The sequence below is a fragment of the Treponema succinifaciens DSM 2489 genome (assembly GCF_000195275.1).
Lineage (GTDB): Bacteria > Spirochaetota > Spirochaetia > Treponematales > Treponemataceae > Treponema_D > Treponema_D succinifaciens.
Genome location: NC_015385.1, coordinates 1,782,984 through 1,803,154, shown reverse-complemented (window position 1 = coordinate 1,803,154; position 20,171 = coordinate 1,782,984). Strand labels below are relative to the sequence as shown.

24 protein-coding genes are annotated in these 20,171 nt (G+C 39.7%); 19 read left to right on the top strand and 5 right to left on the bottom strand.

The features are described from left to right. Window positions 1–64: 64 nt before the first annotated feature. The 8 genes from TRESU_RS08505 to miaA all read left to right on the top strand — a co-directional run bounded on the left by TRESU_RS08505 (window position 65) and on the right by miaA (window position 9,925). The gene (locus TRESU_RS08505) at window positions 65–997 is read left to right on the top strand and encodes a PhoH family protein (protein ID WP_013701844.1); all 933 of its coding nucleotides are present in this window, start codon (window positions 65–67) and stop codon (window positions 995–997) included. Further along, window positions 978–2,786 (top strand): HDIG domain-containing metalloprotein, encoded by a 1,809-nt coding sequence (locus TRESU_RS08500; protein WP_148228281.1) that lies wholly within the window; start codon window positions 978–980, stop codon window positions 2,784–2,786. The genes TRESU_RS08505 and TRESU_RS08500 overlap by 20 nt, the downstream gene beginning before the upstream one ends. Beyond that, window positions 2,786–3,280 (top strand): rRNA maturation RNase YbeY, encoded by a 495-nt coding sequence (gene ybeY / locus TRESU_RS08495; protein ID WP_013701842.1) that lies wholly within the window; start codon window positions 2,786–2,788, stop codon window positions 3,278–3,280. The genes TRESU_RS08500 and ybeY overlap by 1 nt, the downstream gene beginning before the upstream one ends. Window positions 3,281–3,288: 8 nt before the next feature. Beyond that, window positions 3,289–4,071 carry a hemolysin family protein gene (locus TRESU_RS08490; RefSeq protein ID WP_013701841.1) on the top strand — a complete coding sequence of 261 codons (783 nt, stop codon included), beginning with the start codon at window positions 3,289–3,291 and terminating at the stop codon, window positions 4,069–4,071. Window positions 4,072–4,101: 30 nt separating this feature from the next. Then, the gene (locus TRESU_RS08485; RefSeq protein ID WP_013701840.1) at window positions 4,102–6,237 is read left to right on the top strand and encodes a tetratricopeptide repeat protein; all 2,136 of its coding nucleotides are present in this window, start codon (window positions 4,102–4,104) and stop codon (window positions 6,235–6,237) included. 94 nt (window positions 6,238–6,331) lie between these two features. Further along, window positions 6,332–7,603: a phosphoglycerate kinase gene (locus tag TRESU_RS08480; protein WP_013701839.1), complete on the top strand. Its 1,272-nt coding sequence runs from the start codon at window positions 6,332–6,334 to the stop codon at window positions 7,601–7,603. 113 nt (window positions 7,604–7,716) lie between these two features. Then, window positions 7,717–8,964, top strand: a complete 1,248-nt coding sequence (locus TRESU_RS08475) for a class I SAM-dependent rRNA methyltransferase (protein WP_013701838.1) — start codon at window positions 7,717–7,719, stop codon at window positions 8,962–8,964. Between the two features lie 4 nt (window positions 8,965–8,968). Then, the gene (miaA, locus tag TRESU_RS08470) at window positions 8,969–9,925 is read left to right on the top strand and encodes a tRNA (adenosine(37)-N6)-dimethylallyltransferase MiaA (protein ID WP_013701837.1); all 957 of its coding nucleotides are present in this window, start codon (window positions 8,969–8,971) and stop codon (window positions 9,923–9,925) included. On the opposite strand, the gene TRESU_RS08465 is transcribed toward miaA, so the two are convergent. Next, window positions 9,922–10,143 (bottom strand): hypothetical protein, encoded by a 222-nt coding sequence (locus TRESU_RS08465; RefSeq protein ID WP_013701836.1) that lies wholly within the window; start codon window positions 10,141–10,143, stop codon window positions 9,922–9,924. The two genes, miaA and TRESU_RS08465, sit on opposite strands and share 4 nt — an antisense overlap. Before the next feature lie 122 nt (window positions 10,144–10,265). On the opposite strand from TRESU_RS08465, the gene TRESU_RS08460 reads away from it, so the two are divergent. From TRESU_RS08460 to TRESU_RS08440, 5 genes are all read left to right on the top strand, one after another. Next, the gene (locus tag TRESU_RS08460) at window positions 10,266–11,003 is read left to right on the top strand and encodes a TatD family hydrolase (RefSeq protein ID WP_013701835.1); all 738 of its coding nucleotides are present in this window, start codon (window positions 10,266–10,268) and stop codon (window positions 11,001–11,003) included. Window positions 11,004–11,304: 301 nt separating this feature from the next. Next, window positions 11,305–11,520, top strand: coding sequence for a type I restriction-modification system subunit M (locus tag TRESU_RS08455; protein ID WP_041612033.1), 216 nt, complete (start codon window positions 11,305–11,307; stop codon window positions 11,518–11,520). Between the two features lie 122 nt (window positions 11,521–11,642). Beyond that, entirely contained in the window at window positions 11,643–11,867 is a 225-nt protein-coding gene (locus TRESU_RS08450) for a DUF3791 domain-containing protein (protein WP_013701834.1), read from the top strand. Continuing rightward, the gene (locus tag TRESU_RS08445) at window positions 11,864–12,373 is read left to right on the top strand and encodes a DUF3990 domain-containing protein (RefSeq protein ID WP_013701833.1); all 510 of its coding nucleotides are present in this window, start codon (window positions 11,864–11,866) and stop codon (window positions 12,371–12,373) included. Before TRESU_RS08450 ends, TRESU_RS08445 begins: the two co-directional genes overlap by 4 nt. Continuing rightward, complete coding sequence (locus tag TRESU_RS08440) at window positions 12,366–12,596, top strand: hypothetical protein (protein WP_013701832.1); 231 nt, start codon at window positions 12,366–12,368, stop codon at window positions 12,594–12,596. The genes TRESU_RS08445 and TRESU_RS08440 overlap by 8 nt, the downstream gene beginning before the upstream one ends. A gap of 64 nt (window positions 12,597–12,660) precedes the next feature. Here the strand turns inward: TRESU_RS08440 and TRESU_RS15825 are convergent, their stop codons facing one another. Both TRESU_RS15825 and TRESU_RS15820 read right to left on the bottom strand, forming a co-directional pair. Beyond that, the gene (locus tag TRESU_RS15825) at window positions 12,661–12,999 is read right to left on the bottom strand and encodes a GNAT family N-acetyltransferase (RefSeq protein WP_215904931.1); all 339 of its coding nucleotides are present in this window, start codon (window positions 12,997–12,999) and stop codon (window positions 12,661–12,663) included. Beyond that, window positions 12,996–13,208: a GNAT family N-acetyltransferase gene (locus TRESU_RS15820; RefSeq protein WP_215904930.1), complete on the bottom strand. Its 213-nt coding sequence runs from the start codon at window positions 13,206–13,208 to the stop codon at window positions 12,996–12,998. Before TRESU_RS15820 ends, TRESU_RS15825 begins: the two co-directional genes overlap by 4 nt. A 79-nt stretch (window positions 13,209–13,287) precedes the next feature. Here TRESU_RS15820 and TRESU_RS08430 point away from each other — a divergent pair, with 79 nt between their 5' ends. Both TRESU_RS08430 and TRESU_RS08425 read left to right on the top strand, forming a co-directional pair. Further along, the gene (locus TRESU_RS08430) at window positions 13,288–13,644 is read left to right on the top strand and encodes an arsenate reductase family protein (RefSeq protein WP_013701831.1); all 357 of its coding nucleotides are present in this window, start codon (window positions 13,288–13,290) and stop codon (window positions 13,642–13,644) included. Next, window positions 13,641–14,324: a DNA-3-methyladenine glycosylase I gene (locus TRESU_RS08425; protein WP_013701830.1), complete on the top strand. Its 684-nt coding sequence runs from the start codon at window positions 13,641–13,643 to the stop codon at window positions 14,322–14,324. The genes TRESU_RS08430 and TRESU_RS08425 overlap by 4 nt, the downstream gene beginning before the upstream one ends. Here the strand turns inward: TRESU_RS08425 and TRESU_RS08420 are convergent. Together TRESU_RS08420 and TRESU_RS08415 are read right to left on the bottom strand one after the other, a co-directional pair. Then, window positions 14,249–14,944 carry a class I SAM-dependent methyltransferase gene (locus tag TRESU_RS08420; protein ID WP_013701829.1) on the bottom strand — a complete coding sequence of 232 codons (696 nt, stop codon included), beginning with the start codon at window positions 14,942–14,944 and terminating at the stop codon, window positions 14,249–14,251. The two genes, TRESU_RS08425 and TRESU_RS08420, sit on opposite strands and share 76 nt — an antisense overlap. Window position 14,945: 1 nt before the next feature. Next, entirely contained in the window at window positions 14,946–17,552 is a 2,607-nt protein-coding gene (locus TRESU_RS08415) for a DEAD/DEAH box helicase (protein WP_169309752.1), read from the bottom strand. Between the two features lie 111 nt (window positions 17,553–17,663). On the opposite strand from TRESU_RS08415, the gene TRESU_RS08410 reads away from it, so the two are divergent. From TRESU_RS08410 to TRESU_RS08400, 4 genes are all read left to right on the top strand, one after another. Further along, on the top strand, window positions 17,664–17,975 hold the full coding sequence (locus tag TRESU_RS08410; protein WP_013701827.1) for a BrnT family toxin: 312 nt from the start codon (window positions 17,664–17,666) through the stop codon (window positions 17,973–17,975). Further along, window positions 17,926–18,210, top strand: a complete 285-nt coding sequence (locus tag TRESU_RS08405; protein WP_013701826.1) for a BrnA antitoxin family protein — start codon at window positions 17,926–17,928, stop codon at window positions 18,208–18,210. Before TRESU_RS08410 ends, TRESU_RS08405 begins: the two co-directional genes overlap by 50 nt. A 67-nt stretch (window positions 18,211–18,277) precedes the next feature. Further along, the gene (locus TRESU_RS15815) at window positions 18,278–18,400 is read left to right on the top strand and encodes a hypothetical protein (protein WP_013701825.1); all 123 of its coding nucleotides are present in this window, start codon (window positions 18,278–18,280) and stop codon (window positions 18,398–18,400) included. Beyond that, complete coding sequence (locus TRESU_RS08400) at window positions 18,397–20,106, top strand: phosphoadenosine phosphosulfate reductase domain-containing protein (protein WP_013701824.1); 1,710 nt, start codon at window positions 18,397–18,399, stop codon at window positions 20,104–20,106. Before TRESU_RS15815 ends, TRESU_RS08400 begins: the two co-directional genes overlap by 4 nt. Window positions 20,107–20,171 lie beyond the last annotated feature (65 nt).

The window sequence follows — 20,171 nt, the reverse complement described above, 5'->3', positions numbered from 1 at the left end:
TTGTTTGCGCTCTCCAAATTCTTATGCTACAATTTTTTAAATAGAAAACGGAGATTTTTGCGCAGTGTCCTCGTATACGATTATTGTTCCAGATTCATCCTATCTTGCCCGTATCTGCGGAACAAATGACAGCAACCTAAAACTCATGGAATCTTTTCTTGGAGTTCCTGTTTTTGCCAGAGGAAACGAGCTTTCTATTGACTGCGGAGATTCTTACATTGAGCAGCAGTTCCGTTTTGCAGTTGACCGCATTCTTGATGAATTTTCTGCGGCAAGCCAAAATGTTTCCGATTCAGAATTGATTCAGTCTGTCTTGAATAATGACGCTGCTTTGGATTTGTCTATTTCTATTCCGGGCGGAACAAAAAAAGTTTTTCCGCGTACAAAAGGCCAGTCTTCATTGATTTTAAAGATGCGTACTTTTGATTTGGTTTTTGCAAGTGGTCCTGCAGGCTCTGGAAAGACTTTTCTTGCAGTTGCGGAAGCTTTGCGTCTTTTGCTTTCCCACAAAGTAAATTCCATAGTTTTGACGCGTCCTGTTGTTGAAGCCGGCGAAAGTCTTGGTTTTCTTCCGGGAGATTTGCAGGATAAAATAAATCCGTATATAAGGCCTCTGTTTGATTCAATAAATGCGGTTTTACCTTCAGATACTATAAAAAGACTTACAGAAAACGGTATAATAGAAATTGCGCCGCTTGCCTATATGCGTGGACGGACTTTAAGCAATAGCGTTATAATTCTTGATGAAGCCCAGAACACAACTTCTGAGCAGATGAAAATGTTTTTAACTAGAATGGGAGAGAATTCTAAAGTTTTTGTAACAGGAGATCCTTCGCAGGTTGACTTGCCCAAAAGGACTCCTTCTGGTTTTCTTCATGCCTTGAATCTTCTTAGAGGCGTGGAAGGAATTTCGGTTGCTGAGCTGACTTCGGAAGACGTTTTAAGAAACGGGTTGGTTAAAAAAATTATACAGGCTTATGAAAATGAAGAAAGATGAAAATACACAGACTTTTTTTTCTGTTTTAACAGGAGCGTTTTCAAAATATCTTAAGAAGAATTATCCGATGGTTGTTTTGACCCTTGTGACTTTTCTTATTACAGTTGCACTTGTCTTTGTAAAGATTTCCACATCCTCGACAGTTTCTTCTTTTAATATAAACGACTATGAAATCGGGCAAATTTCCGATGTTACAATAAAGGCTGTAAAGTCGCTTCCTTCTGACTATGAAAATCCAGTTGAAGTTCTAGCTGGCGAAAAAGTCATAAGAAAAGGATTTCCGATTACTGAAGAAGGCTATGCAAAGCTAAAGAAAATGTCGGAGTCTGCCGTTTACGTTGACTACAGGGCTTTTGCGAATTCTGTAATTTACCATATATTGATGTGCGCATTGTTTTTCGTTTGCTGCAGTAAAATTTATTTTAAAGCCAAGATGATTGAATTCAAGGAGCTTGTTACCGAATGCTGCTTTTATATTATAATTTTTAGCTCCGTGATTTTTGGCTCCAAGTCCATTTACTTTGCATCTCCTTATGCAATCTGCGCTGTTATTCCGTCTTCTGTTTGCGTGTTTCTTGTGGCGATTTTGTTCGGGCAGCTCAATGCGGTTTTCTTTTCGCTGATTATTTCGCTTTCAGTTTTAAATGCGTCTTCTTATCAGATTGTTCCGTTCTTGTTTGTGCTTTCAACTTCTTTTGCTTCCGCGCGTCTTGTAAGAAAAATCAACAGAAGAACAGACATGGTTTTGGTTTCTGTGCTTCAGTCTTTGCTGAATGTTGTTTTCCTGATGATTTTCAAGATTATTTTCAGCGATTCTTTGTATGACGGGCTTGGCGCGATAGTTGGTGTTGCCCTGAACGGATTTTTTTCCGGCATTCTTTGCCTTGGACTTCTTACGCCTTTGGAGCTTTTGCTTAACTCGGCTTCTCTTTTCCGCCTTATGGATTTGAGCGACTTGAATAATCCTACGATGAAAAAAATGCTTGTTACTGCGAGCGGAACTTATAACCATTCGCTTATGGTTGCCAGCCTTGCGGAAGCTGCGTGCAATGAGGTGGGGGCGAACCCTCTTCTTGCCAGAGTCGGCGCATATTACCACGACATTGGAAAACTTGATAACCCTGAGTATTTTGTGGAAAATCAGACTGCCGGAGAAAATATTCATACGGAAATAAATCCGTCGCTTTCTGTAAGTATAATCAGAAGCCATGTTAAGCGCGGTGTTGAAAAGGCACGTGCGTTGCGTCTTCCAAAGCATATAATCGACATAATAAGCGAACACCATGGAAATCAGGTTATTGCGTATTTTTACAATGAAGCAAAAGCGATTGACCCGGATGCAAACCCGGAAGATTATTCTTACACTGGAAATCCGCCTACAACAAGAGAAAGCGCGATTGTCATGCTTGCCGATACTGTTGAAGCCGCCTGCCGCAGTTTGGAAAAACCTTCTGTTCCGCGCCTTGAAAAATTTATAACTACATTGATTTACGGAAAAATCGAGCATAAGCAGCTTGAAAACTGCAATCTTACATTTAGAGATATTACAAAAATTCACGATGCTTTTGTCCAGATTCTTGCAGGCTACTATCACAGCCGCACAAAGTATCCTGACCAGAAAGACCCTGATACAAACGAAGTTCATCAGATTCCGCTTCCTCCTCAGACGCAAGTTCAGCATCAGGGGAATTCAGATTCCGCAGAAAAAGATAAAAGCGTGAAGGAAGAAAAAAATTCCAAGAAGTCTTTAAAAGACAAGGCTGAAAAAATCATAAAGGAAAAAAAGTAATGGGAAACCAGATTTTTGTGGGCATGGAAGACGGAAAAAATTCTCCTGTCTGGATAGACAAAATTGAGCCTTTTGCGCAAAAAGTCATGCAGAAATGCGGGTGGGACTGCGAGGAGTTTTCTATTCTTTTTTGTTCCGATGAATATATTCAGTATTTAAATAAAACTTACCGAAATATAGATAACCCTACTGATGTCTTGAGCTTTGAAAACGGCGAAAAATATACTGACGAAGACAATGTTGTTTGGCTTCAGGCTGGCGATATTGCGATAAGCGTTGATACTTTGCCCAAAAATTCAGAGTATTTTGCAGTGAGCCAGAATGAGGAATTAAAGCGGCTTATAATCCACGGAATTCTTCATTTGAACGGATATGACCACGGAGAAGAACACGTTGAAAAAAACGTGGAGCCAAAATGCGAAATGCTTGTTTTTCAAAAAAAACTGATGAAAGACTTTGAGCAGGAAATTTTAATAGAAGAAACTGAAAAATAGGAAATTGTATGTTTGGACTTAAAAAAGAAAATTCAAAGAAAAACGAACAGAAAATCTCTGCCGCAGAAGAAGCCCAGCAGGAAATTTTAGCTGAAGAAAAAAACGATATGATTCAGGGAGTTGAAGAGCTTGCGGTAACGACTGTAAAGGAAGTAATGGTTCCTAGAATCGATGTTGATTTTATTTCAATGGAAACTCCAGAAGAAGAGCTTTTAAAGAAAGTTACAGAAAGCGGGCATTCACGCATTCCGGTTTATTCCGGCTCAATAGATAATGTTGTTGGAATTCTCTATGTAAAGGACTTGATAAAAACTCTTGCGGAAAAACTTCCAATTGACTTGGAAAAAATAATCCGCAAGCCTTATTTTGTTCCAGAAAGCAAGCACATCGACAGCCTTTTGCGTGAATTTAAAAGACGGCACGTTCATATTGCTGTTAGTATTGACGAGTACGGCGGAGTTTCTGGGATTGTCTGCATGGAAGACATTATAGAAGAAATTGTTGGTGACATTCAGGACGAATTTGATAATGAGCATGAGGACATAATTTCGCTTTCTGAAAATGCCTGGATTTGCGATGCGCGTGTTGACCTTGACACTTTAAACGAAGAAATCGGCTCGGACTTTCCTACAGAGGACTTTGATACTTTAGGCGGATTTGTGTTCGATTTATTCGGAAAAATTCCTGTAAAGTTTGAAAAAATTTCATGGAACCAGTGGGATTTTATTATTCAGGAAATGGAAGGACACAAGGTTGACACAATAAAAATAATGCGGAAAAAAGAAGACTAAATTATTTTTAAGAGTTTCCACGGAGTTAAAATGAAAAGAAATATTTTTCATAGTTTTACGCTTGCTTTTCTGCTTTTGATTTTTGCATATCCTCTATGCGCCCAAAAGAAATCTGCCCTGGAGCTTTTTAATCAGGCGCAGGAACTTCAGCAGCAGAGCAGGTGGTTTGACGCAGTTGACCTTTATCAGGAAGCTCTTTTGCTGAATCCACAGTACGGAGACGCTCTTTACAATCTTGCGCTTTGCCATTATGCGCTTGGAAGCTATGATCTTTCCGTTCAGTATGCGGATGAGGCTTCTAAATATGCGCGCAACTTCAGCGATATTCAGAATTTAAAAGGCTTGTCTTTGATTTCGCTTGGAAGAGTGAACGAGGCAAAAGATGTTTTCAGTCAGATTTTAAAAAAATATCCAAACGATGTGAACGCGAGATTCGGTCTTGCCGAGCTAGATTTGCTTGACGGTCGTCTTACTGTTGCGGAAAGCCGTTATCAGGATGCTTTAAAACGCGACGCTTCGAATAGAAAAGCTCTTTTAAGTCTTGCTCTTGTAAGCGCGGAAATGGGAAAGCCAGAAGTTTCTGAAAACTATATAAGGCAGGCGCTTTCTTTTTACAGCGGAGAGCCGGAAGTTCATTACATGGCGGCTTACCTTTCTGCAAAAAACGGCGACTACAAAACAGCAGAGCAACGTGCAAGAAGCGCAGTTCTTATAAACGGAAACTTTGACAAGGCATATTCTATTTTGGCTGGAATTCTTTATGCGCAGAAACGATACAATGAAGTAATTGATATTTGTGATTTTAGAATCGGACGGAACAGAGATTCTGTTGACGCTTGGTATTTAAAGGGTCTTTCACTTCAAAAACTTGGCAAAAACGAAGATGCGATTGAAACTTACGAAACTGGACTTTCAATTGCGCCGCAAGATGAAGTTATGCGGAATGCTCTTGAGCAGCTTGCAGGAAGCTATCTTTCAATTGAAGATTCAAGGCGGAACATCTGGGCTGTTTTTCATTCGGCAAAGGCAGAAGAATATGGTCGCAACTTTGATGGAATTGCAGAACGCTACGAGTATCAAAAGGCGCTTTCAGTTGCTCCGCTTAACAATAAAATCAGGCAGTCGTTTGCCGATATGCTTGAGCGCGACGGACACTACGAGCTTTATCTTCAGCAGCTGAAATTCATAAGAGAAAATGAAACTTCCGCAGAATCAGAAATTCAGACAAACGAAAATTCACCTGCGGCAAAAAGAACGCGTGAGCAGATAAAGAATGATGATGCGATTGAAGTTTATGAAAGTCTTTTGCGGAATAACATTGCTTCCCGCTGGAATGTGGATCCGTTTTATTTGGATAAGACAAGATGGAACATAGGAATTTATTATACAAAAAAGCCAGTCCAGCTGTTCCATACTGACTTAGAGGAAATTTCCGCGCTAGCTGCAAAAGATGTTTTTAACGGAGTTCCTTCCGCTTATGTTGATGTTCAATCTGAGCCAGTTAGCGGTTACGGCGAGGCGTTCCGGCTTGCAAGAAATTCCGGGCGCGACTATTTTGTTATTTTTACTGCTTCTGAAACTGAACGTACATATTCGCTTGATGCCGTTATTTATTCGGCTAGAACAGGAACGAAGACTTCCGAAGTTCACGTTTACAGAACTGGGAACGACTGCATGGCGCGCGCTTTGCAAAGATTCCGGCAGGGTGTTTTGGATATTCTTCCAATCCGAGGAAAAGTTTTGCGAAATGTTCATGGTCAGCTTCTTGTTGATCTTGGAAAAAATGACGGAGTTTCAAAGGATTCAGAGTTCGATATTGTCCGCAAGGGATGTGTTATTACAAAAGATTCAGGATCTGGAGTTTCATATAACAAAAAAGATTTTCTTGGAACATTCAAGGTTGAAAATTCGGATGAGGAAATTTCAGAAGGTGTTTATAAGAAAAACGGATTTTATGACACGCTGAATGTTGGTGATGAGATTGTTCTTACAAAGAATCCTGAAAAAAAAGAAACTTCTGCGTTGGATAACCGGCCGGCTGCAAATGTAAGCGGAGAGCCTGCCACAGAAGAAGCAAGAAAAGCTGAACTTGAATCTTTAAAAGAATCGCTTCGTCCGGCTTCAAGAGAGAGCGATTTGATTCACTTGATAAGAACGATTATTTAGCATGAGTTTCTTCATATTGAAAAGTTGAAACAATTGCGGATTTGTTATATTATTTTTGCAACCTAAGTACAAAATTCCATGGAGGATATTTTATATGATTAAGACAGTAAAAGATGTTGATCTTAAAGGCAAACGCATCATCATGCGCGTTGATTTCAACGTTCCTATGAAGGACGGAGTTGTTCAGGACGATACACGTATCATGGCGGCTCTTCCTACAATCAAATATATTCTTGAGCAGAATCCGCGCTCGCTTGTTCTTATGAGCCACCTCGGAGATCCTAAAAAGGATGTCAAGAAGGCTCAGGAAAAGGCAGAGAAAGCCGGAAAGACTTGGACTGACGCTGACTCGGAAAAATTCATCAACGGCAAGAACCGCATGGCTCCAGTCGTAAAATATTTTTCTGAAAAGCTCGGAAAAGAAGTTGCATTCCTTCCTGACGCACTCGGACAGAAGGCTGCAATCGACGCGCTTCCAGAAGGAGCTGTCGCAATGCTTGAGAACGTGCGCTTCCACAAGGAAGAGACTTCCAAGGATGCGGCTGAACGCGAGACAATGGCAAAAGAACTTGCGACTTACGGCGATATTTTCGTAAACGACGCTTTCGGAACAGCACACCGCGATCAGGCTTCCACAGCTACAATCGCAAAATTCATGAAAGAGCAGCCTGTCGGCGGATTCCTCATGGAAAAAGAAGTTAAGTATCTTGAGCCGATGGTTACAAATCCTCCAAAGCCAATGGTTGCCATTATCGGCGGCGCAAAGGTTTCCTCAAAAATCGCCGTTCTGGAATCACTCCTCAAAAACGCAAAGTATCTTGTTATCGGCGGCGGAATGGCATACACCTTCCTCAAGGCACAGGGACACAATGTCGGAAAATCTCTTGTTGAGGACGACTTTATCGACACGGCAAAGAAGCTTCTTGCAGACGCTGACGCAAAGGGCGTGAAGATTCTTCTTCCTGTTGACCACGTGGGAGCAACTGAATTCAGCGCGGATGCAAAACCTGTCGCAGTTGACGGAGTTGACATTCCGTCTGACCTCATGGCGATGGATGTCGGACCTAAGACTGTCGAGGAATACAAGAAGGCAATCGGCGAGGCAAAGTCAATCGTTTGGAACGGACCTGTCGGAGTATTTGAATTCGACGCGTTCGCAAAGGGAACTGAAGCAGTCGCACATCTTGTTGCGGAAGCCACAGGACGCGGCGCGATGACAGTTGTAGGCGGCGGAGATTCTGTTGCCGCTGTAAACAAGTTCCACCTTGCGGACAAGATGAGCCACGTCTCAACAGGCGGCGGCGCTTCACTCGAACTTCTCGAAGGAAAGACATTGCCAGGTATAGCTATTTTGGCTACAAAGTAATTGCGGAATTCCGTTTAAAAACATAATGTCATTCTCCTTCATGACAGGGGAATCCGGCAGAAAAAGTAAAGCTCTGCGCAAGCCGCAGGGCTTTTTTTTAAGGGATATAAAAAATGAATAAAATTGTAAGAATTATGTTAAAGCCTAAAGAAGACCGTGAGATTTCTCAGGGATTTCCATGGGTTTACGATAATGAAATTTCAACTGTAAAGTTTCCGCTTGAAGAAGGCATGAAAACTTCGTCTCTTGAAGAATGCGCTGTAGAGGACGGAACTATTGTTGAAGTCTATTCTAATGCCGGTGGATTTCTTGGCAGCGGAGTAATAAACAAAAAGTCAAAAATTACTGTGCGCATGATTTCTTCATTGCATGCGGATAAAATTTTGGAAAACATGAAAAGCTTTTGGGCAAAGAAAATCCGGGATGCTGTTAATATCAGAAATCTTAGCTTTAAAAGCGATGACAGCTGCCGTCTTGTTTTTGGCGAGGCTGATTTTATTCCTGGGCTTATCGTGGAAAAGTATGTTTCAAAAGGCAAACTGTATCTTGTTGTCCAGTTTTTGGCTCTTGCGTGTGAAAAGTTCAGAAATGAAATTCTTAGCTCGCTCAAAGATTTTGTAAAGCCTGATTTTATTTATGAAAGAAGCGATGCCGCTGTTAGGGAAAAAGAAGGGCTTGCAGAAAAAGCAGGCTGGATTGGCAAGACAGGACAGGAAGTAATTGAAATAGAAGAAAACGGTGTGCTTTTGCTTGTTGACATTGCCCATGGACAAAAAACCGGCTACTTCCTTGATCAGAAATTCAACCGGGAAAAAATTAAAAAGTTCTGCCACGGAAAAAAAGTTCTGGACACTTTTACGCATACAGGAGCGTTTGGTCTTAATGCTGTAAAGGCTGGCGCGCGCGAAGTTGTAAGCGTGGATATTTCGCAGGAAGCCGTGGACATGGTTGAAAAAAACATTTCGCTTAATGGTGCTGAAGAAAAGATGAAGGCTGTTTGCGCTGATGTGTTTGATCTTCTTAAGCAGTATGAAGCTAGCGGCGAAAAGTTCGATGTGATTATTCTTGATCCTCCGGCATTTACCAAGAAAGCTGGAAAAATTGAAAAGGCTTACGGCGGATATAAAGAAATAAATTTGCGTGCCATGAGAATTCTTAATGAAGGTGGAATTCTTGTTTCTTGCTCTTGCTCTCATTATTTTGATGAAAATACATTTTATTCAATGCTAATGCATTCAGCGATGGATAGTCATAAACGTGTTCAGGTTTTGGAAAAACTTGGAGCGGCTCCTGACCATCCAATTCTTCTTGGCTATTCTAAGAGCGAATATCTTAAATGCGCTGTGTGCCGGGTGATTTAATTTGATGCAGGAAAAAAATGTAAACTGCGTAGTTCTGCTTGGACCTACCGCCGTGGGAAAAACTGCCATTGCGGTGCGCCTTGCAGACAAATTCGGCTGGGATGTAATTTCCGCGGATTCAAGGCAAGTGTATAAAGGTCTTGATCTTGGAAGTGGAAAAGATTTGTCTGAATATTTCGTGAATGGAAGGCAGATTCCGTATCATCTTATAGACATTGTGACTTTGGACTCTGAATACAATGTCTTTTGTTTTCAGCAGGATTTTTATAGGACTTTCAATTCTCTTAAGGCTCAGGGAAAATTTGCGTTTGTTGCAGGCGGAACTGGAATGTATCTTGATTCCGTTGTGCGTGGCTACAATCTTCTTACCGTTCCAGAAAACTTTGAGCAAAAAAAGGAACTTGAAGAAAAATCTCTTGAAGAGCTTGGAGCTATGCTTTTGTCTCTTAAGCCTGAACTGCACAATAAAAGCGATCTTGCTATAAAGGAACGTGTGGTAAAGGCTTTGCAGATTGAACTTTTCAAAACAAGTCCAGAAGGAATAAAGGCAAGAAGTGAGCTTTTGAGCCGCCCTAAAATTGAGCCTCTTGTAATCGGCACAACTTTAAACAGGGATGAGCTTTATAAAAATATTGAAATCCGCCTGCGCCAGAGAATTCAAGAAGGCATGATAGATGAAGTTGAAAATCTTCACAAGCAATATTCATGGGAACGCCTTGAAAAACTCGGGCTTGAGTACAGATTGGTAAGTTTCTATCTGGAGGGAAAAATCAGTTCAAAAGAAGAAATGGAAAGCCAGCTGTGCGCTTCTATACGTCATTTTGCGAAACGGCAGGAAACTTGGTTCCGCGGAATGGAGCGTAAAGGCGTAAAAATACATTGGCTTCCCCGCGAAACAAGCAAGGAAGCTAGGTATTTTTCAGCTGTTGAATTAATTGAAAAGTATGTGCCTGAATTTTAGGCGTTTACTGCCATCTTTGCAACAGGCTCTTCAATTTTTGTAAGATAACCGGTTCTAAGGCAAGATTCGAACAATGTGCGGGAGATGAAGTCTGTTGTTATTTCATCGTATCCGTCTTTATCTCTTACAATGCGCACAACGTATCCATCTTCTGTTTCTCTTAGGACTGCCATGTAATCATTTGTCTTTGCTATGGTTTTAAGTGTGTAGTATGCCATAAATTGCACCTCGCTTTGGTATTATAAGCAATGCTGCTTGAATACGGAAAAATTCCTTAGCTTTATTATATTTTCGGTTTTTTAATGAATGTGTTTAGCTTTTTATTTATTTGGAGGCTTTAATGTTTTGCGATTCCCATTTGCACATCGCTGAATGTGAAGATTTTGTTCCGGCGCATTTTTGCTGTTCATGCGCTCATTCAAAAGAAGAATTTTTTATTCAGGAAGAAATTGCTTTAAAAAGCGGTGGAAAAGTTTTATGTGCATTTGGTCTTCATCCGCAGAAAACTTTGCTTGAAAATATTGATTTTTTGGAAAGCCTTCTGGTTCAAAAAAGAATTCTTGCAGTTGGAGAAACTGGTTTTGACTTTTTTACGCCGGAATTAAAATCTTGCGAAGTTCAGCAGAAAAAGGCATTTGAAATGTGCCTTGAACTTGCCACGGAGCATAAAGTTTCTCTTGTAATCCATGACAGAAAGGCGCTGGATCTTGTGTTCTTTTATTCTTCCGCTCTGAAAAAATGCACTTCAGTTGTTTTTCATTCATTCGCTTTTACTGCAAGAGATGCTGTTTCAATTTTGAACCATGGAATAAACGCATACTTTTCTTTTGGAAAGCCTTTGATGAACGGAAATAAAAAATCAATTGGGTGTGTAAAAGAACTTCCGCTAGAAAGAATTCTTTTAGAAACAGACGCTCCATACCAGACTTCAAAAGGAGAAGAAAAAACTTCCCCGCTTCAAATCAAGCAGGTTTATGAAAAGACTTGCGAAATCCGCGGCATGAATATGGAAGAACTTGAAAATTGCGTGCTGAAGAATTTTTTTAATGCGTTTGGCATTGCGGGTAATATTTTCTAGCAATACATAGCTTTATTTATCAGGAGTATTTGTAATGTATAAAAGTTTGCAAGGACTTAAAAAATTTCATTGACCAATAAAGTAACTAAGTTCCCCGAACAAAGTAACTATATTTCCAAATTTAGTTACTTTATTTTAAAACATAGTTACTATATTTACTCAACGGATTGGGGCAGGGCAAACGCATTATAAATAATTTAAGTAAAGTTTGCGCGAAGGAACGGTTGAGCCGGCAGAATATAAGCATGTGGTTCTTATTTTCATGCCTGGCTGCAAATAGATAAAGACAAAACTTATAAAAATGTGCCGGAATTCTGCTACAGCGCAACAAAAAAAAATCGCAGAAAAAGGCTACAACCTTGTTCCAAGTCGATACATTGAATTTGAAGACCGAGATGAAACTCTGGATTTTGACACAACAATGAAAAATCTCCAATCAGAACTTGCAGATTTGCTCAATCAAGAAAAAAAAACTTGCCTTGCTCAGTGTGTTCAAGAATTTGGGCTACGAGATTAATCTGTAGGGGATGATTATGGAAAATGAGAACAAGGGCGGTATTGTAATTTACCAGACAAAATAATTCGCATTATTTTCCAATACCACAAAGTGTGTTATAATTTTTCTGTAGGAATCTGCTTATGTCAAATCAAGAACAAAACCAAATCCGATATACAGTTGCATGTGTGAATGAATTTGCGCGTGCTAAGTCGCTTTCCAAAACTCAGGCATTTTTGTATCTGCTGGAGCACAAGGCATTGGATTTTCTTACGGAATTTTATGATGTTGAGCATACGCTTTCTTTTGATGACGCGGTTTCTGATATGACAATGATTTGCCAGAAAAACGGAGGCAAAATTCAATGAGGCTTTATCACGGTTCAAATGTTGATATTCAGAAAATCGAGCTTTCAAAATGCAGACCGAACAAGGACTTTGGAAAAGGATTTTATCTTACGAGTATAAAAGAGCAGGCTGAACGCATGGCTTTGCGTGTCTCCAAAATGTACGGCAGGACTCCTTTTGTAAATATTTATTCTTTTAATGAAAAAGTTCTTTTCGGAGGAAACTTGAATGTCAGGATTTTTGAAAAGCCATCTGAAGAATGGGCGAAGTTTGTAATCACAAACCGGAATTACAAGAGAATTGAAACAGTTGAAGGCGATAATAATTTTGATAGCCGCTATGATATTGTCTGCGGACCGATTGCAAATGATGATTTGGCTCTGCTTTTCAGGCAGTTTTCTGACGGGCTTATTTCTGTTGAAACTTTGGTAAATGAAATGGAATTCAAGAAATTGACAGACCAGTATTCGTTTTATACTGAAAAAGCGTTGTCCTATCTTTTAAAAACTGGAGTTGAAAATGTCTAGGCAGGAACAACTGATTGAATATATCACGGATGACATCGTTTCTTTTATAATGGAAGATTTCAAAGTTCCGGTTCTTGAGGCAATGCAACGGCTTTACACATCAGAAACTTTTTCAAAGCTGAACAATGTTGAAACAGGCTTGTATCTTGAAAGTTCCGCTTATGTTTATGATATTTATAAATCCGAAAAAGAAAACGGCCGGATCATTCAGCAGGAAATTTAAATAAACCTGAGACAGTCAAATGCAATCCGGCTTAAATCTTTGGTTCAAAAAACTCTTGTTTCATTTATAGCCAGATATTATTCTGTCGCTCTCTATCATTTAGCTTTGAATATATAAATGTGTCTTTCCAAATCGGGTTTCCGTTTTTGCCTTTTCTAAAGTAGATGTCTTTGCGCAGATGACCTTCCCGAACGAAGCCGAGCCGTTCAAGGAGCTTCCACGAGGCGGCATTATTTGGGTCGCAGTTCGCTTCTAGGCGGTGAATGCCTTTTGAAAAAACGTTGCCGCACATTGCGCTGCACGCTTCAAATGCGTAGCCATTGCCCCAGAAATTACTGTTCAGCACGTAGCCAAGTTCCAGAGTCTCACATTCTCTTTTTCCAAGAAAAATATTGCCAATCATTTTTTGTTTTCTTTTAGCTCAAGCGCGAATATTTCATCGGAAGAAATTCGCCATTCAAGGTTTTTCTTTACATCGTCAAGATTCATTGCTGTGTAAGGTTCAAAGCGCACGACCTCTTCATCTGAATGGTATTCATAAAGGTCGTTAAGGTCTTTTTCTTCGTAATTGCGGATTATAAGGCGTTCGGTAAGGATTTTTGTTTTTTCCATTTATGCTCATATTAATAAAGTTTAGAGATGCCTGTCAATTTTTTTAGCCAAAATCCCGATTTTTTGCTATAATGTCCGCATGATTCAGATTTTTGGAACAACGAAAAATTTTGACACAAAAAAAGCGCAGATGTGGTTCAAGGAGCGGAGGATTCCTTTTCAGTTTGTGGATTTAAAGGAAAAAGAGATGAGCCGCGGCGAATTTGAAAGCGTAGTGGAATCGGTTTCGCGTGCGGCCGGCTCCAGGGCAGAGGCGGTTGAACTTTTGGCGGACAAAAACTCAAAGGATTACGCATCGTTCGCGTATCTTGATGACTATGACAAGGAAGAAAAACTTTTTGAAAGCCAGCTTCTTCTGAAACTTCCTGTTTGCCGCAACGGAAAAAATGCCGCCACCTGCGGTCTTGAAGTGAAAATCTGGGAAGGGTGGAAATGACGCCCGGAAACTTCGGACCGGAAAAAGTTTTTGACAAGAATCTTCCGCGCTGCAACTGGTGCAACCTGAAAAATCCAGAATATGTCGCCTACCACGACAATGAATGGGGAAAATTTTCTGAAAAGAGCACGGACGACAAATATCTTTTTGAAATGCTGACGCTCGAAAGTTTTCAGGCCGGGCTTTCCTGGGAATGTGTCTTGAACAAGCGTAACTATTTCCGTTCTGCATACGATGGGTTCGACCTTGAAAAAGTCTGCGACTACGGTGAAGAAAAAATCGCTGAGCTTTTGGCGAATCCCAAAATCGTTAGAAACCGCTTGAAAATAAAGGCAAGCATTTCAAACGCAAGAATTTTCAGGGCGGTTTGCCTTGAGTACGGAAGTTTCTTTAATTTTATAAGAAAGTTTCTGGACGAATATTTGTGTAAAAACGCCTGTGCAGAAAGCCGCGGCATGGAAAATGCAGGGAACATTGCGGAAAAAAACGCTCTTTCCGGCATAAAAATAATTCACGAAACAGGCAGGTCAACGAACGGCCTTTCAGACGCAATCTCCGCGGAACTAAAAAAACGCGGAATGAAATTCATGGGCAGCACGATTGTCTACTCATTCTTGCAGGCAATCGGCGTGATTTTTTCGCATGAGGAAGGCTGCTTTTTGTTTGGAATTGAAAGATAAAAGCTTTCTAGGAAAAGTTTTTTGCAGATAACATTGAACCATTTTTCATTTTTGTGGCCGGTGCGGACATCTTCGGTTACCCAGTTTTCCAAAACTTCTAAAAAGCGGATTTTTTTTAGCAATTCTGAAAATTTGGTTTGGGTCATATCATTAAAAAATCTTCCGTTGCGTTCACCTTCAAAAGTTCCATATTTAAATGATGTGTAGAAGATTCCGTCCGGTTTTAGCGCTGCAGAAATATTTTTTAGTACGCGTAAAAGTTCTTTTGAATTCAAATGCAAAATTGAAGAGCATGCCCAAATCCCGTTGTAACGCTCTTTTTCGTAAAAATCTAAAAAATCAAGTTGAGTTATATTTATTCCTGTAAACTGGCTTGCAAATTCGCACATTTTCTTAGAGCCGTCAATTGCACTCACTTCAAATCCTTTTTCTAAAAAATATTTTGTGTCACGTCCGGAGCCGCAGCCGAAGTCTAAAATCTTGTCGCCGGGTTTTAAGAATGAAAGAAATTTATCCTGTGTTTCAGAAAAATCCACATTCAAGGTTCCGTCTATAAAAACTTTATTATTCTGGTTGTAATATTCAAGAGTTTTTTCTTTGTAGTCTTTTTTATGCTTCATTTTAGTTTTCTCCAGAATTGAGATTCGTGCTGTCCGCGACAAGAAGTTCTGGTTCTTTTTGAACAACCTTTGTTGCATAAATATAACCCTTTGCAAAGTTTACAAGTTGATTTTCTTCTATTATGTTTCCTAGATTTTTGTAGTAATTTCTTAAATCTTCAAGAAGCTGTGTTTTTATTTTTAGAATATCATTTTTTGAAAATGAATCCCACAGTGCAGAGTTTATCGCGATAATTCCCAGGTCTTTTGAAATGAACATAAACCGTTTCCGCTCAAATTTTTCAAAAGGATTTGTAATCATATTTTCTTTGCAGAGTTTTTCGTTTTTCAAAAATTCGCTTGTGTACGGACAAGATTTTTTATCAACTGGAAGATTTAGATTTAACCTGTCCTTATAAAACTGAATGTAATCTTTCAGTACATAATCAATTTTTGCTTCGCCGATTGAATTTGCGTTTTTTAGAAGTGAAAGCAGAAACGGCATTTTGTAGGAAAGTGTATAGTCTCGCTGGTCAAGGAAATCAAAAAAATCCTTGTGGAGAGTTTTTTCATTGTGTTCAGGAATATTCAATTTTTTTCTGATGTTTTCCATATTTTGCGGACTGAACATAAATATTTTTTTCGTTCCGAACGGAAAAACTGCGTCTGGAATGATTTTCTTTGCTTTTATCCAGAAAGTTATTGTTCCTGTGCTTACAAAAAATTCTCTTGCAAGCTGCTCAATGCTTAAAAAATCTTTGTATTTTTCGGAAAAATCGTCAATGTCAACTTTTACAATACGCTCAATCCTTTCTGAAAGTCCGTCAACTGTTAGCATTTCGCCTTGCTTGTAATCGTTTTTTGTTATAAGTCCGAACGGAACATAATAAGGATTTGCGAAAATTGAATGCATTGTGCAAGGCTGAACCATCGCGCCGTATTCGTCTACTACATCGATGATAAAAACGTTTTCTTTTGTGGAAGTTTTTCTAAGTCCGCGACCGATTTGCTGCAAGTACATGACTTTTGAAAGTGTCGGACGGGCCATCACAATAATTTTTAAGGACGGATAATCCCAGCCTTCGCTAATCATATTACAGGTGCATAAAAAGCGGATTTTTTCATCTGAAAAATCTTTCATCGTCTTTTCGGCGTCTAGGTCTCTGCTTGTGTAGGAAGCAGCGGAAATTCCATAGGAATTTAAGATTTTTGCCATTTCTTTTGAATGGTTTGTGTTCACACAAAAAATCAGGCCTTGCTCATTTTGAAATTTACCCGAGGAAAAATATTTTTTTAAGATTTCCGCAATCAATTTGTTTCGGGAAGTTACACGGATTGATTTTTCCAAGTCCGCATTAACATAATCTTTTCCATTGAACCTGATTTTGCTTAAATCAACATTTGTTTCTATTCTGTAGACATTCGCCTGGGCGACAATTCCTCTTCTCATCGCCTCGGAAAGAGAAAGCTGAGTTTTATAGGCTCCAAAAATTGATTCTAGCTTTTTTTTGTCTGGCCTCTGGTCGGTCGCGGTAAGTCCGATTAGAAAGTCCGGCAAAAAATATTGAATCACGCGTTTGTAGGTCGGTGCAACTGCATGGTGTGCCTCATCTGCAACGATGTATGAATATTCGTTCGCGGAAAATTTTCTGTAGTTTCTTGCAAGAAAGGAATATGTTTTTATGTCGATTTTTTGTGTGAGAGCAGGGAGATTTTTTGATATGCGTTTTTTCCAGTCTTCAATTATGTCTTTGTTAGGCGCAAGAATCAGAGCTTTGAAATCTTTTGTTTGTTTTGAAAAATGCTTTAAATCTTCTTCGATTATTTTTGATTTTCCTGCGGCTGTCGGAAGAACGACTAAAAATGTGCTGACTCCGTTTTTCCGTGATTTTTGAATGTCTTCAAGCGTCAGTTTCTGATGCTCGTAAAGTTTTATCGCCCGGCTTGCAATAATTCCAGATTGATTGAATTTTTTTGTATCTGAGCCAAAAAAGCGTTTTATGTCGTCCTGAATTTTTTCCTCAAATTTGCAATCTTCTGTTGAAAACCTGTAAAGTTTTATTCCCCATTTTGTGCATTCGTTTTGTTTTGCAAGCTGCTTTCTGTATTTTTCTGTTCCGATAATCTGCGGATGATGATAATTTATGCCGTTTTCCTCAACTGCGATGTCGCCGTCGTCTGTGTGTACTAAATAATCAAGAAAAAACGTGTCTCCGTTTTCATCTGTGATGGAATATTCTTTGTTAAGAAAACTTAAACTGGATTCGCCGTAGACTTTTGAGAATTCTTCTTCAAAATAAAATTCCAGAGGAGAACTTTCTGCAAAATCTTCGCGGCTTGCTGCCGTTTTTTGTCTTTCGTTTTTTATTTCCGGATTTTCACTGTGTTTGTTTTTGTCGGAAAATAAAAAGTCTCTTGCGGATTCCTCATCTTCTTTCAAAAATCTATAGACTTCTGAAAATTCTTTCATGTATGAATTTTGTTTGTCCGTCAAAAGCGAATAATTTATGTCGATAAGATTTTTTGAATTTGTCCGGCAGATTCCGCTGTCAATTATGACAACTTTGTTATTTAAGACATAAAAATCACTTTTGCCGCCGTTTGAATACCACACAGTTTCTTTTGGCATTAAGTGATTAAAAAATGAAGATTCTACCATAATTTTTGCTACTAATAACGGTCGTTTTTTGTGACAGAATTTTTTGTTTACAGTAACTTCTTTTCAGTATATACTTTTCCTATGAATGTCGAATGGGATGAAAATAAAAATCAGCAAAACAAGCAGAAACATCACATAAGTTTTGAGACAGCAAGCTATGTTTTTGCAGACCCATTCAGACTTGAACGCTACGATCACTCGGAAAACAATGTCCGTGAGGAAGACTCTTTCCAGACAATCGGAAAAGTCGAAGATGTTTTATTCGTTGTTTATACAGAAAGATTTGAATCATATCGAATTATTTCGGCACGGTTAGCAGATGCAGAAGAAAGGAGGCTTTATTATGGAAATAGTAAAAAAAGAAATCAAGATTGGCGACCAGCCAACATTTGATGCAATTAAGGAAATTGAAGCCGCAAAAAATCACGAAATAAACTATGAAGATGCTCCAAAATTGTCAAAAAAGGAACTTTCAGAGTTCGTTCCGGCAAATCCTGCATACTATAAGCCTAAAAAACAGCAGATTACACTGAAACTTGACGCAGATGTCATCGAGGCATTCAAAAGACTGGGAAAAGGCTATCAGACAAAAATAAACGCAGCTTTAAGAAAGGCGATTTTCAACTGAAAATTAACAGAATTTAAAAAATGTGATATAATTCTAAAGATTATTTCGGCTCAAAATCGAGGTGTTTATGTTTACAGCAGTTGAATATGTCAAAGAAAATCTTGTTTTTGCACTAGATGATGAAGTGCATAAAATTTCAGATGCCCTTATAAAACAAAATCTTGAAGCATACAGAGAACTTGCAAAATGACTGAGCCTGTCACAAAAAACGACCGTTTTTCTGCGCAGCTTAATTGGTGCGCTTCGTGCAGAATTCCTGTTTTTGATGAGAATAATTCTGTCGGTGCGGTTTGCAAGTGTCCGCTTTGCCATGGAAAAACTGAATATCTTTCCAGCGATTTGCGGCCTGTTTTTCCGGAGGAGCGGCTTTTGCTTGAGCTGCTGCTTGAAAAAGAGCCGTTCAGTTTGGCTTCGTCTTCGGTGTGGAACTCTGCGAACCGTTACTATATTGACGGAAAATCTGTTGCAATTTCGTCTTCAGTTTTTAGAAATGCCGACTGCAATTTCCTCCGCGAAAAATTGAACGAATATTCAGCAGAAAATCTTGAAGTTTCAAAAAAATATTTCGATTCAACAGTACAGAAATTTATTCAGGCGAATAAAAGCAGGTTTGATTCCATAAAGGACGATGCTTTTGACTTTGTTCAAGACGAGGCGGAGAAGTTTGTCCAGAAAAACGGAGCAGGCTCAGAAAACCGCATGATTGTTTCGTTCAGTGGAGGAAAGGATTCCACTGCGACTGCGGATGTTGTTATAAAAGCGCTTGCAAATCCGAAAATAACGCATCTTTTTGGAAATACCACGCTAGAATTTCCTATGACGATAGAGTATGCAGAACGCTACAGAAAAAATCATCCGTTGGCGGAATTCAGAATTGCGAAGAACACTGACCAGAATTTTTATGAAGTCTGCAAGGAAATCGGACCGCCTGCAAGAATGATGAGATGGTGCTGCTCGATGTTCAAGACAGGACCGATTACGCGTGTCCTGAACCGAAAATTCGGCGACAAGCAGATTCTTACGTTCTACGGAATCCGAAAAAACGAGTCTGTGAGCCGCTCAAAATATAGCCGCGTTACAGAAAACACCGAGACTGTAAAAATCCAGAAACAGACCGTCGCTTCTCCGATTTTTGAATGGAAAGATTTGGACGTGTGGCTTTATCTTCTTTCTGAAAAAGTTGACTTCAACGACGCTTACCGGCTTGGCTACGACCGCGTCGGCTGCTGGTGCTGCCCGAACAACAATCTGCGCGCCCAGTTTCTTTCACGCATTTACATGAGCGAACGGAGCGAAAATTGGCGAAGTTTTCTTGTTGGTTTTGCCCGGCAGATTGGAAAGCCCGACGCGGAAGAATATGTGGATTCAGGCAAATGGAAGGCGCGTCAGGGGGGAAATGGAGTTGCTGCTGCCGGAGACGTAAAACTCAAATTTACGAACTGCACGAGCGAAGAGCACTCAAAAATCTACCAGCTTACACGCGCTTTTGACGACAGTTTTTTGAATATGCTTGTTCCGTTTGGAATCCTTGCTCCCGAGCTTGGCCGAAAGTTGATTCACGAAACGCTGATTCTGGACGTAAAGACAAAAGTTCCAATAATTTCCGTTCAGCCGTTCAACCAGAGCGGTTTTGAGCACGCCGTAAAAGTGCGAACAATGAATGTGGAAAAGCACGACGACCTTCAGCGCATGATTGGCTATCAGGTTAGGAAATTTAACGCATGCCGAAAGTGCCTGAAATGTGAGTCCGTCTGCCGCTCTGGAGCGATTTCTCTTGCTGGAAATAAGTATTACATAAATCCGGAAAAATGCGTTCATTGCAAAAAATGCGTCACAGAAAAATATCTGACCGGCGGCTGCATGATGGAAAAATATTTAAGGACAAAGGATTTATAAGTGCGTTAGGGATTGGAGGGGCGCGAAGCGTTGTTTTGTGGCGGTTGAGCTTGTCGAAACCAGAA

Coding starts and splice junctions, on each gene's coding strand:
- miaA (WP_013701837.1), top strand. CDS start 8,969: ATGCAGGAAAAAAATGTAAACTGCGTAGTTCTGCTTGGACCTACCGCC.
- TRESU_RS08450 (WP_013701834.1), top strand. CDS start 11,643: ATGTCAAATCAAGAACAAAACCAAATCCGATATACAGTTGCATGTGTG.
- TRESU_RS08420 (WP_013701829.1), bottom strand. CDS start 14,944: ATGAAGCATAAAAAAGACTACAAAGAAAAAACTCTTGAATATTACAAC.
- TRESU_RS08485 (WP_013701840.1), top strand. CDS start 4,102: ATGAAAAGAAATATTTTTCATAGTTTTACGCTTGCTTTTCTGCTTTTG.
- TRESU_RS08500 (WP_148228281.1), top strand. CDS start 978: ATGAAAATGAAGAAAGATGAAAATACACAGACTTTTTTTTCTGTTTTA.
- TRESU_RS15825 (WP_215904931.1), bottom strand. CDS start 12,999: ATGATTGGCAATATTTTTCTTGGAAAAAGAGAATGTGAGACTCTGGAA.
- TRESU_RS08480 (WP_013701839.1), top strand. CDS start 6,332: ATGATTAAGACAGTAAAAGATGTTGATCTTAAAGGCAAACGCATCATC.
- TRESU_RS08475 (WP_013701838.1), top strand. CDS start 7,717: ATGAATAAAATTGTAAGAATTATGTTAAAGCCTAAAGAAGACCGTGAG.
- TRESU_RS08440 (WP_013701832.1), top strand. CDS start 12,366: ATGTCTAGGCAGGAACAACTGATTGAATATATCACGGATGACATCGTT.
- TRESU_RS08400 (WP_013701824.1), top strand. CDS start 18,397: ATGACTGAGCCTGTCACAAAAAACGACCGTTTTTCTGCGCAGCTTAAT.
- TRESU_RS15820 (WP_215904930.1), bottom strand. CDS start 13,208: ATGGAAAAAACAAAAATCCTTACCGAACGCCTTATAATCCGCAATTAC.
- TRESU_RS08405 (WP_013701826.1), top strand. CDS start 17,926: ATGGAAATAGTAAAAAAAGAAATCAAGATTGGCGACCAGCCAACATTT.
- ybeY (WP_013701842.1), top strand. CDS start 2,786: ATGGGAAACCAGATTTTTGTGGGCATGGAAGACGGAAAAAATTCTCCT.
- TRESU_RS08410 (WP_013701827.1), top strand. CDS start 17,664: ATGAATGTCGAATGGGATGAAAATAAAAATCAGCAAAACAAGCAGAAA.
- TRESU_RS08455 (WP_041612033.1), top strand. CDS start 11,305: ATGTGCCGGAATTCTGCTACAGCGCAACAAAAAAAAATCGCAGAAAAA.
- TRESU_RS08465 (WP_013701836.1), bottom strand. CDS start 10,143: ATGGCATACTACACACTTAAAACCATAGCAAAGACAAATGATTACATG.
- TRESU_RS08415 (WP_169309752.1), bottom strand. CDS start 17,552: ATGCCAAAAGAAACTGTGTGGTATTCAAACGGCGGCAAAAGTGATTTT.
- TRESU_RS08425 (WP_013701830.1), top strand. CDS start 13,641: ATGACGCCCGGAAACTTCGGACCGGAAAAAGTTTTTGACAAGAATCTT.
- TRESU_RS08460 (WP_013701835.1), top strand. CDS start 10,266: ATGTTTTGCGATTCCCATTTGCACATCGCTGAATGTGAAGATTTTGTT.
- TRESU_RS08490 (WP_013701841.1), top strand. CDS start 3,289: ATGTTTGGACTTAAAAAAGAAAATTCAAAGAAAAACGAACAGAAAATC.
- TRESU_RS08430 (WP_013701831.1), top strand. CDS start 13,288: ATGATTCAGATTTTTGGAACAACGAAAAATTTTGACACAAAAAAAGCG.
- TRESU_RS15815 (WP_013701825.1), top strand. CDS start 18,278: ATGTTTACAGCAGTTGAATATGTCAAAGAAAATCTTGTTTTTGCACTA.
- TRESU_RS08445 (WP_013701833.1), top strand. CDS start 11,864: ATGAGGCTTTATCACGGTTCAAATGTTGATATTCAGAAAATCGAGCTT.